This is a genomic window from Pseudomonas cedrina subsp. cedrina, assembly GCF_001983175.1.
In the GTDB taxonomy this organism is placed as follows: Bacteria; Pseudomonadota; Gammaproteobacteria; order Pseudomonadales; family Pseudomonadaceae; genus Aquipseudomonas; species Aquipseudomonas cedrina.
This window is the reverse complement of the sequence record NZ_MNPW01000013.1, coordinates 24,084-35,502: the sequence shown is the minus strand read 5'-3', so window position 1 is coordinate 35,502 and position 11,419 is coordinate 24,084. Positions and strand designations below refer to the sequence as shown.

6 protein-coding genes are annotated in these 11,419 nt (G+C 54.6%); all 6 read right to left on the bottom strand.

Annotation, left to right across the window (positions count from 1 at the left end; all coding sequences use genetic code 11):
- Positions 1-414: 414 nt before the first annotated feature.
- Entirely contained in the window at positions 415-990 is a 576-nt protein-coding gene (locus tag BLL36_RS24025) for an HAD-IA family hydrolase (RefSeq protein WP_076954097.1), read from the bottom strand.
- A gap of 8 nt (positions 991-998) precedes the next feature.
- Positions 999-1,415, bottom strand: a complete 417-nt coding sequence (locus BLL36_RS24020) for an NUDIX hydrolase (protein ID WP_076954096.1) — start codon at positions 1,413-1,415, stop codon at positions 999-1,001.
- A complete protein-coding gene (locus tag BLL36_RS24015) occupies positions 1,412-2,080 on the bottom strand; it encodes a DapH/DapD/GlmU-related protein (protein ID WP_076954095.1) in 669 nt (222 codons plus the stop codon). Before BLL36_RS24015 ends, BLL36_RS24020 begins: the two co-directional genes overlap by 4 nt.
- A complete protein-coding gene (locus BLL36_RS24010) occupies positions 2,074-3,234 on the bottom strand; it encodes an acyl-CoA dehydrogenase family protein (protein ID WP_162279233.1) in 1,161 nt (386 codons plus the stop codon). Before BLL36_RS24010 ends, BLL36_RS24015 begins: the two co-directional genes overlap by 7 nt.
- A 211-nt stretch (positions 3,235-3,445) precedes the next feature.
- On the bottom strand, positions 3,446-6,727 hold the full coding sequence (locus BLL36_RS24005) for a hypothetical protein (RefSeq protein ID WP_076954093.1): 3,282 nt from the start codon (positions 6,725-6,727) through the stop codon (positions 3,446-3,448).
- A gap of 149 nt (positions 6,728-6,876) precedes the next feature.
- Positions 6,877-11,415, bottom strand: coding sequence for an ATP-binding protein (locus BLL36_RS24000; protein WP_130925992.1), 4,539 nt, complete (start codon positions 11,413-11,415; stop codon positions 6,877-6,879).
- Positions 11,416-11,419: the final 4 nt, after the last annotated feature.

Below are 11,419 nucleotides of genomic sequence, written 5' to 3'. Positions count from 1 at the left end.
CGAAGAATCAGAGTGCGTTCTGAAGACGTCAAAGCCCTGTGTCGAGTGATCCTAGCCGTGTTCAAGAGGTATTTAGAGAAACCTCTCTCAACAATTGACGGGCCGCCCTATAGACATGATTTTTTATGCTCACGCAAGACGCGAAGTGACTCAACACTCAGAGCCGTCGACTGAAGAACATCCTACTCCGGAAATTATCGATCCACATCAGTCGTTCGGACAGGTCATAAATCGTTTCCTGATGCAGGGTTCAAAACCCTCCAGCGATAACCTGAATCAGATACACCTCGATCAGGAATTACGCTACGCCGCGCAGTCGCAGGCAGATCGCCTGGGCGTGAGTGTCCACTCCTAGGTCAACCAGGTATTGAAGGATTACCTGAAAGGCAACTCTTGAGCGTGAATGTTCATTACCTATAAAACGCCATGCTCATGCAAAAACGCGCGCATTTGATCTGCCGCATTCACTGGTGTTATCTGGCAGGCAAGCCAACCCATACAGGCTGCTGCCTGGATATTTGCTTTTAGATCGTCGAAAAAAATAATCTCTGCTCCGCGGCATCCACTCAGCATCTCCAGTCGCCGATAGATCTCCACCTCTGGCTTGGCGCATTGTTGTTCAAAGGACAGAACTCTCAAGCAAGATAGCGGGATACATTCAAGACGCTTCAAATGTGCCCAATGACTGGCGTTGGTATTAGACAGTAGTGCAATGGTTGCGCTCTTTTTGTGCAGGTGTGCAAGTAACTCTTGCGCGCCGGGTTGCGGCCCTTCAATACGATGATGGACGAACCACGACTCGATATCTGACAAGTCGTATTGCCACTGAAACAAGCGCTTCAAGGCACTGAGGAACGCCGACCGCGTCAGACGGCCGAGCCCGTATAGTCGAGTGAGCCGCGAGTATTCATCAATCAGGGAACCCTCTACAGCAGTGTCTCTCAATCGAACCAACACGTTGCCTATATCAAAACAGACCAGCCGACTCATCTGACACTCTACTCAGCCTCGGTGGCAGTAAAGGTTCGGGAAATCCCCTGTTTCCCTGATGCCGCATCCCTTATCCGAACTTGCGTATTAGCTCTCATAGGCGCGGGAAGTGCATCAACGGAAAAAAATCCTACCTCTGCAATTTCATCGTCTGCAGACCATGGATCGCGTCCAAGGATGGAACACTCGAAAGAAATCACCAGATCTGCCTTGTAAGGCGCTGAATACACACCCACCAGACGACCGACCTGCACGTGATACCCCGTCTCCTCATATACTTCCCGAATCACACCGTCTTCCGGGGTCTCATTATCTTCAAGCCTGCCTCCTGGGGTGGTCCAACCGTAAGGTGGATAATTGCGTCGGACGCACAAAACCTCGCCGGCTTGGTTAAAGATTGAAGCAAATACGCCGATGGTGGTCATGATGGCCCCCTTGAACTGTCTTGAAGGTCGCACGCGCTCGCTCCGGCACACCATTCGCCTGATGGTGCCTCGCCTTGCACATAGGCTGGATTTCCATAGGCCATCTGATTGGCGGGAATGCTACGCGTCACTACCGATCCGGCTCCGACGAATGCGCCCTCACCTATCGTCACATGGCCCAACAACGTGCAGCCACTGCCGACCCTTGAACGGCTGAGAATGCGGGGCGCACATAAAACTTCACCTGCCCGCCAGCGCATTTCATTGTCATTGATCGTCACAACGCGTGCGCCGATCTGTACGTCATTGCCGATGTGGCAACCGCCAGTAATGTGAGTCAAAGCAGAAATCCGAACCTGATCGCCAATCTGTGCCGCTCGCTCAATACAGACCAGATGCGAGACAACACAGTCATGTCCGATTTTTACCCCGGCGCGAATGACACATTGATGTCCGATGACGGTGTTGTGACCTATTTCAACACCCGAACAAATAACGGCGCCGGCTCGAATACGTGTGCCTTCGCCGATCACGGTGACGCCGTAAGATTCGCCGTTGTCTTCGGCGGGAACAAAATGGGCAAACTCAGAAATGCTGACGTTCGGCGACATCTTAATCAGCCCGGAACGCTCAGCCTCATGCAGCGTCATCAATTTGTTCACCATAACTGCCTCTCCCTTAACATCTTAAGCGGCACCGCTTGGCGTCCCAACGATTCGCTGTACAGCGTTTCACCCAGCAGGCCCCGAGCGACTTGGCCACGAAGCACATCGGGGGTCCCATCAGCTATCCGCAAGCCCATCAAATCACGCAGGATTTTTTCCAGGCCCAGATCAGCGCAATAGCCTTCGGCACCGTGAACCAACATCGCCCATTGCACGGCAGCGATCGCGACTTCCAAACTTTCGGCTTTCGCCATCGCGGCATCGACATAGCAGTAGGCACGGCGATCCAAACGTTGCGCGGTGCTCTGTACCAGAAGCCAGGCCATGTGCACCCGTGCTGCATGACGTGCATACTCCTGTTGCAGATGAGTAAAGCGACCGATCGGCCCTCCAAATGCGTGGCGTGCCTGCAGTCGTTTCCTGCTGTAATCAAGAGCGGTTTGCGCGGCACCGATCGCGCAGGCAGCGGCTGAACAACGCCAGTAAGAAAAGTGCGTTGAAAACAGACTGAATCCTTGGCCCTCGCCACCCACACGTAGGTTTTTAGGCACGAATACCTGATTCAACTCCAACGCGCCCCAGGAGCACCCTCGTAAACCGTGCGCCGCGATGTCGTGAATAACGATCCCGTCCGCGCTTGCCGGCACCAGAAAAACCGTTAATCCGCGCTCAAGCATGGCTACATTGGCAAACACAAGGTACAGATCGGCCTGACGCAGTCGAGAGACATATTGCTTACGGCCTGACAATCTATACCCGCCCTGGCACCTGACTGCAGTGGTTTGTATCGATTGAAGATCCGAACCTCCACTGGCCTCAGTGACACACACAGCGGTAAAACTGCTGCCAGAAGCAATACTGCGCAAAAACGGTGTAAAGGACTCTCCCCTCACTAAGCTCAAAAGGCGTCCATGTCCGAGACCGGGGACGTCTCGAAGGTCCAGGCTTAAAGCGCCAAAGAAGCGAAAAACGTCAATCATTTGTGCGGCGCCAAGCGCGTGGGCACCTAGATGACTCAGCGAACAATCCAGCTGACACAGCTCAGGAACGGCCGAGCGCCATTTGAGCGCCGAGTGAAAATCCGGGGTGCCTTTGAGTGCGTCGAAACACTCAATAATTCTAGCGCGCGTATCAACGTCGAACAGTCGATTCAAGTCGGATTCACGAAGTCGAGACATTCCGCCCACAGCCTACGCAAGGTCTGGAAATTGAACATGTGTTCTAAGCCACACAGTTCCATCTGACAAATACATTTGAGGTCTCGTAACGGACCTCCGATGTCAGGTATTGCCCCGCAGAACGGCACAGCAAAACTCAAGCATCGCGATAGCAACACGCCTTTTGCGAAAACGCGTCAGTTCTCAATCAGAGATCTATGTACTCAACCGATCTGCGCTTTTGAGCCGTCAGAATGATTTGGCTATTCGCCCAAACGACGTATAACTCCGAAACCTGCTGCTGCCCCTGCGCGTAGGCATAAAATCGTGTATTCAGGCGCCTAGGTCTGGTACGCCAGTGCGCAGCGCTTGCCCCCGGCTCTATCTGCCGGTAAGGCTCGGCGCGTTCAATGAGGTGTTTTTTGAAGTAATTCTCAACAGTGCTCTGATTGGAAAGGAGATGCATGCCGCCAGGATTCGGGAAAAGCACCGCTGCCAGCTCATTTTCTTGAGCGATGCTGACGGCGACATCGAAAAACGCGTTGACGATGCTATGTACCGTATGAGTAGCCAACATCTCATCCATCGGGTTGATCGCGCGAACGATCAGGCAACGCTTGGTTGGATGGAGCGCCGGGATTGATTCGAAATAGATCATGGCCATCCCCGCAAGCCGACGTTGCACAGGGTCAAATACCACCATATGCGCGTGCCGCTCCTCCTTCCACATGTCCGTGTCATCGCGCGTGCACAGGTTCGCGGCTTGCCTAGCGAAAAACGCTGCCGGATATTTTGACACGAACGCCTGCAATTCAGTGACTTCGTCGTTAGCAGGCATAGCGGTGAACTTGCCCTGCTCGCGCTTCAACCAGCATGCACATGTCGCGAGCACAATTGTTTGGGTGTGTCTGACTGCGGCCTGCAATCTTCCACGGCCAGTTTGCGCCCCAGCCAGATTAGCCTCACCCACCATTCGCTTGGCCAGGCTATCAGCCTGCTCATCGTTGAAGTTCATTACAAACGCCGGCATATGCGCCTCAAGAGCGTCCGGTAAAGTGCTGGTGAACAGCGTGTCGAGCTGCTCCAACCCCTCCGAGATATCAATACTGAAATCCTCCAAGGCAGCTATCTGTCCGAGGTCGGTTTCGAGCCACGATCCGATCAATGAGTCCTCACGACTCGCCGCGAACAGTACACCTAGATGGGCCGCTACAGACTGAGGATCACGCGACTTGTCGTATAGCCGCTTGGAACGGATGGCCTGACACGCGTCGGTGAAGTCCCTTTTTGAACAGATCTTCGCGCTGATCGTCTTGGCCTGAACCAGCGCTTGCAGACTACTGCGCTCAAGGCGCTTTTCCATGCGACGAATCGAGCGCGCCCAGCGCATCGGGTAACCATCCCACAATGTCAATCCAGCCATTTGCGATTCGAAACCCAGGACATTCTTCCACTGTGACCTGACGCTGTGGCTATCAGCCTTGTAGATCATGGATATAGCCTCAACCTCCTGAGGCTGCAGCTCAGCGCCTGATGGTCCGCGCCCCATTAGCAGGTCCTCTACCAACGGCACCAATGCGTCCATCTGTTCTTGTAGCTGCTCAGCTGACGACCACGCATGGCGAATCATGCTCGGCAGCAGGACGCCGCCCGTTTGGTTCAGGATGGCTGGTAAACGAGGCAAAAGTTTTAGGCTCTCGGCCTGAGCTAGAACTTCCCTTCGTTCGTCGTAGCGCTCGCGTGCCGCGTCGTCCGGTTGCTGGTGGCGATAACCGAGGTCCGTTACCACCCGATCATCAATGGCTCTAATGACACAGCTCAGGTTCTCAGTGAAAGCAGCAAAGTGGTTACGACGGAAGGCATCGTCCAGCAGTACACGAGATGTTGAATTCAGGTCCCAGCAACAAAGCGTATGTACGCCACGTGCCTTGTAGTACCAATCCATGATCGCTTTGAATGAGTTCAATCCCTTGTTCTCGACTAAGTACTGCAAAGTGCCAAGTCCAAACCGTACCACGCGCTCCGCTTGGCACAGATGACTGAACTCTGGCATGGGCACGGCGGTGAGCAGATAGTGATACGGTTGGGCGGCCAGAGTGCCAGCACAGCGAATGATCCAGTCAACCAACTCGCGCTCTTTACGCGGTTTACGGTGCCCTTTGATTACAAGCCAAGTCTCAAGGCTCTGGACACCGATGACGGTATACGCACGCTGAAAACCCAGAACTGCCTCAGGGTAGCCATACCCATGTCGCTCAAGCACTGCCAAGTATTCCTGCAATGATCCGGGGCGCGCCAGGTAAGTGCGACACTGCCCTATCTGCTCGAAGCTCAAGCAATATGGAGCACCGGCCAACAGCGCGATCTCGGCGAGCGGTTCGCCCTCTCCCTCTTTTTTGTTGAGCTCCAATATGAGCGTCTGGCAATGCGCTAGGTCTTCGACGCTCGCGCCCAGAGCAATCAAGTGCTCGACCAACAGTGAAGAAGGCTCGCAGTAATGGTCCAGCATACGCTTGCAGTGTTGAATCTGATCAGCTGAATGGGCCTTAACCACATCCAATACAAAGGCCCAATTTGCGCTGGAAGCTCGCCAAAGCGACTCTCCAATGACCTCGTAGACGGCATCTGCGCCTGCTGTGCCAGAAGCAACAATCAGTTGCAAGTTTACCTGCAGCCGATCTGGGTCTATAGCATCCAGGTCATGACGAAAGATACCCGCTACCTGCTTGCGCTTAACACCATTGGCCAGCAATAGATCAATGGCCTGTTTGAAGGTGCGAAGGGCTTCAGGGGTGATCTCGGGCGCGTGATAGCGCTCTTTCATTTGATAGTCTAGCCAGGCCAGCTCCGATTCTGTCTGCACCACATTGGTCAGCACCAGCAGATTGGCGAGTGGGCCCTTCAATCTGAAGCTGCCATAGCGAGCATAATGTTCGATCCTCGCAAAGCTCTCCACGCCGACCTTACGCACGGCCATGAACCAGCCAGCATCCAGTCTGTCGAGCTGTCTTGCGCGTTCATAGGAGAGCAGCGGCATGCCTTGTATGGCCTGATCAACGGCCGGGGTGTAGCGGTTCAAGCGACACGTCACGACTCGGTCGTAGAAGGTCTCGTAAAGATAAGAACGTCCTTCGTAGGTCCGTGTTTTTGCTAACTGCCTACGCGTGTATTGCCATGTTAGCAAATGTGGAATCAAGAATATCCCAAACTTGCCATACCAGGGCCAGGGCTCTGGCCGGACTAATGAGTGTGAAGCGGGTATACCAAGCATTCGGCGGATATGTATCGCCTTGCCAGGGTCTTCGGCAAGCAGCTCGCTGACATTGTTCTGAACCCAACGCCGCGCAGCTCTTAAGGCAATCCGCTGAGTAAATCTGGAGTGAACGTCGGAACTTTCATCGTAATCGGAAATGGCCAGTCGTTTGACCGCGTCTCGCCCTTGCTCTAAGGCATGGGTACGAAATGCCCGATACCCACTTTGATCACTCATTGTCATTCCTTTTACGTGGCGGTGAGGTCGTGCAAACGAATGCGGTTGAATCAGCTTTGTGGTTGATGGGAAGACTAAAAGCGAAGCCCGTTATTAATGTTTATCACCTCGGTGATGTCGCACCTAATTCGGAAGCCGATAGCACATTTTCACGGATGGGCCAGAAGCTCCGCTAGCTGCTCAGGCCGGGGAGCCTGTTTCTCGAACTCGAGTCGGCCTTGGATAGAATCGCCATTAAACCGGTAGACCCCCCTATAATTAAGCATTCCACCCCACCCCCTGCCATGACGCGATCCGCCATGGGCACTTTTTTCACCAGTAACAACCCACACGATTTCTAACCCTTCTGCGTCCAAAAACGCCCGCATCACATCGCGATCTACAACAGCCGCACTGAACCCGGGCTCGTCAACGGACGGATCTTTAAAAAGAATTCTGCTATCTGCTGTTGCGTATGCAAGGGAGCGTCCTTCCGCCAGACGTAAATGAAGGCCACGCATAAGCGCTGGAGCGGGAACCGTAAGATTGAAGCTTTCCTCAATCGAATAGTCATGGCCTGAGCGCTCGACACGCCAGTCAGCTACCGTCGCTTGCGTGTAAATTGCTTCGTCCGAACCCATCTCGAAACTTCTATCGATAGTGTCGAATGCCGGATGCCAAGGGTACTCGCCAAGGTAGCCATTCCGAGGCATATCGAATGCCGGAAAATGATCCCGATTATCTGCTGATTGGGTTAGAAACTCCGTTAAACGCTCAACATCATCGCGTGCTACCAATATCGATTTAACTTTGTGCCAGGTCATCCGATGAATCACGCGTTCGCCATCTACCATAGCTAGATGATTACGGCCAACATTTGTGTCGAGTACGAGCCAGCGTCGGCCAGCAGGGTCGATTACATCAATCTGCTGTACTGGATCAGGCACGTCTCGCGATTGATCCTCCATCCACGCGACTCGCGATTCGGGCGGATCGTCGCGCCAACGAGAAAAGTGAGGGGACCACCAGGTCGGACCTTGACGATCCGAGTCGCGTTGTTTCGTACGAGTCACAAGGATAGTCGGATCCATCTCTCGTGACCCGACTTGCCAAGGACCGCGAAAGAGCTCGGGATCTTCCTGATAGTTACCACCTACGAGCGAGGTGTCAGAAAGACGTCCGGTCATTTCATGGTAGGCGATCCATTGATATTTTTTACCGATGCGCTCGACTCGGTGCTCATTACGGTCATGGCCCGCCATCTCGCGGTCGAATTCGGCGAAGCGTTCTGGGGTCCATCCAAGTTCATGCGCGCGCCAAGCGACCCAGTGGCGCGACCTATCTCCAGCATATGTTGGATACCCGGCTACGGCTCGCTCGTCCCACATACGGCCGCGCACAAAGCCGGCAGCACGAATACGAAACTCCTCTATCTCTCCCTCGTCCAAAAGACGCTCGAACTCGCTGATAGTCGCGTCTCGCTTTTTTTCGGACGCACGCCGCGCCTCCATCAGTTTTTTGGCTTCGTCGTGAGCTTGACGAAGAAAAAGCGAGAGCCCCGTAGGCATCGAATTGGTGCGAGCTGCAATTTCAAGTACCTGCTCAAACGCCGTGGTACGCGCCGGATGGGTTTTGATCGCTTCCAAGTACCAGGCGTCGTAAATCTCACGCATGGAACGACCATGCTCCGAGCGTGGAAGTAACAGGAAGTCGCCGGCAAGATTATCGATTTTGTAGCGTGCAAAATCACCATCCTCGACTGCAGAACTGCAAATTTCATCACGCAATAAACTGCCGCCATAGTTCTGAACATACGTGCCGAGCGTTTCTTCGGTCACCGTCTCGAGTGCCCTCCCTCCTGGATAAGGAGGCCGAGCGCAATCTAGCGATATGTCCGCCGGCAAAACTCCGCGGCTGGCGGCAAGCTCGACGATCCCGCGCGCATGGTCGCGAACGAGCGCGTGGGTTGGTAGCCGGTCGTTTGTAAACACAGCCGCAAAGGCAACTCGCGCGAGTTCGGCCAGTCCCTCATCGCTGGAATTTCGCGTTGCTGCACCATATGCAGCAGCAAGCACGCGGTCGACGATATAAGCGTCGTCAACATTGGAGAATTTCTCGATCATCTGGGCGGCGAGTTCACGGCGATTTACTAATAGTGTCGCAAGCGCTTTGGTCGCCATATCACGGATCCAACGATGGCTGAGACTAGTGAGCCATGCGAGCGTGATGGCGACTAGTCGAGCGCGCGACAGCTCGATTGGCTCTAGTCCGTTGGCTAGCACCCACTCGATCAATGTTTCAATGGCGCCGTCGCCGTCGCCATCCACGGCGATGTGCGTCACGCGAGTCGACCATTCAATGTCGCGCTCGTACATCGGCAACGGTTGCAGCCAACGGTCAAGATGGTCGGCATTAAATAGGTTGTCAGGTTCAGTGGCGATCGCGAGCAGCGTCTCAAGAAATGCGTCACCTCCAATTACGTCAGCGCATTCCTCAACCAGTTCGAGCGTCCGTTTGGTGAAGGCGTCTTGTCGACGCCACAGCAGACTGAGCTGAAAGGCATGAGCAAGTTCCCAGCGGGCAAATTTGCCGTCGACAACGTCAATGAGTTCAACGCCGTAACGCTCTGGCAGCTGTACAGCCAATGCCTCGGCGATGCCTGCAAACCTGGAGGAATCTCGACCCGCCACATAAGATGCGAGTGGCCCCCCAGTGATGAAAGCTGGCGCAGGATCGCCGGCGCCTACATGAGTATCGAGTAGCCTCTGGGCTATACGATGGTCACTTAACCGCTCGAATGTGAAGCGAACCATCTCGTTGATTTCTTCTCCGTCGCCGACTGGCTCAACCGCGATCACACCTTCGCTTTCGAGCTGGAAGAAAAGGCTTTGTTCAGCGAGACCGTTTGAGTTGTGCAAACATTCAATGATTGAATTCGCGGCGCCAATTGAGAGATAGCCGTTACCCGCAACCATCATCTCTTCCGTGAGCGCCGATAGGACGGCTTCTACACGCTTTAGCCTTGGCGCCAAGCCCATCCGCAAATTGAGCGTCTCGACCACTGCGTTGAAATAAAAATCGAAAACCTTCGACACTCCAGCCAGTCCACGCGGAAGTTCGCTTTCATTACGACGTTCAAGCATGTCACAGCAAGTACGCAGGAACAGCGGGTTTTCAAACTCTGGCGCGAAATGCGGGGCTGCCATTCGAACGATGCCACGCTGGTCGAAGTAGCGACGCGCGGCTTCAGCCGCCCTTCCTGCGAAACCTGGGTGTTCCAAGCGGGGTAACGTGGTCGTATCGAGGTCGCGCACGATATAAGGGATGAAGGTGGAGCGACAGGAGACGAGAACCGCTATATGTTCAAAACGGTCGGCAACAGCGAGGAACGCGGCAAGACGCTCGGACCAAACCGCTACACCATTACGCTCGTTGATCGCATCAACCATCACTAATGCGCGGGTGCCAGCTGCTTCGGCAGCGGAGTCAAACGCACCGAGAATTGCATCCGGAGGAGCATTTGTCAGCCCCAACTGCTCGGCGATCTGTCGCCAAGGTTCCGCATCACTGAACGCTCCACCAAACATTAGGACGGCAGGAAAGCCCTGCGCAACATGATGCTCGGCGACATCAGCCAGCAAGTGTGACTTACCAACGCCCGCCTCTCCGCTCAGCAGCAGGCGGTGTGAATTAGCGAAGTTGGTCGAGGGGGCATTGATTTCCTCGACAACGCGATCGATCACTTCGCGCAAATGTTCGGCAAAATGAAGACCGTCGCGACCACTGTCCTGAGCCGCTCCGGGTTGCCGACGTAGCTCCCAGATTCCGCTCCAACAGCGGTTGAGCGCCGCAGTTGCAATCGCCAATAAAGCGCTCCATTCCCCGAATGGAATGAGATTCGCTGGGCCAAGTGGTGCGCCGCGGATTGCTGCAGATATCGCAGCCATTTGGTCGCCGAGCGCGGTGAAATCTATATCACGTGTTCCCTTCAGCGCAGCACCGATGCTGCGTAGCGAACGATGTCTCGCCTCGTCGAGATCATCAGCCCAACCAATGATCTTGCACGCGAAATCGGGACCTCGTGCGAATGCGACTAACGCCTGACGAATAGGCAGTTCAATATTAAGTTCTGGCGTGTAGCGACGACCGAGAGCGGTACGGGTGATCGCAAACCGGTCTTTAAACCATTCGCACCCAAAATGAGGGAGATCGAACCAATAGGTACGACGCCCCACATACAGTGGATCATTCCGTGAGAGTCGTTCTGTGAGCTGGAAACCGCCCCAGAGTTGGATTTCAACTATACGAGGCGCGATGGAAGTTTGACGCGCAATCACCCAGGCATCCCAGCGATCGCGCTCAGACTTACGGCCTTCAACACGGCCATCAGACAAGTCGAAAGGTATGCATACGATGAAGGTGGCGAGTGCGGGGTGTTTGGCTACGGCGTTTTCAAAGGAGTCTTTGAGCTGCCCCGCTTCGCCGCTACCGAGCTCGAAGAAATACTTGGCCTGCCATCCAGTTTCAGATCCGTTAGGCTCGACTCGATAACATTCAAGTCCTGCGTCGGCACCCGCCCCCTTGCGGTGGAACGGTACGCCACCCTGAGACTCGAGCGCGGCAAATTGGCAGACGAGCTCCTCGAAACCGGCGTGCTGGCTGCCTTGATGTGTGCGGATGGCTCGGAAATCGATCATTGGTGTTGCCATCGGC

What these genes read in the sequence shown, in the direction of transcription:
- BLL36_RS24025 (WP_076954097.1), bottom strand. Translation starts at nt 990, where the DNA reads ATGAGTCGGCTGGTCTGTTTTGATATAGGCAACGTGTTGGTTCGATTG.
- BLL36_RS24020 (WP_076954096.1), bottom strand. Translation starts at nt 1,415, where the DNA reads ATGACCACCATCGGCGTATTTGCTTCAATCTTTAACCAAGCCGGCGAG.
- BLL36_RS24015 (WP_076954095.1), bottom strand. Translation starts at nt 2,080, where the DNA reads ATGGTGAACAAATTGATGACGCTGCATGAGGCTGAGCGTTCCGGGCTG.
- BLL36_RS24005 (WP_076954093.1), bottom strand. Translation starts at nt 6,727, where the DNA reads ATGAGTGATCAAAGTGGGTATCGGGCATTTCGTACCCATGCCTTAGAG.
- BLL36_RS24000 (WP_130925992.1), bottom strand. Translation starts at nt 11,415, where the DNA reads ATGGCAACACCAATGATCGATTTCCGAGCCATCCGCACACATCAAGGC.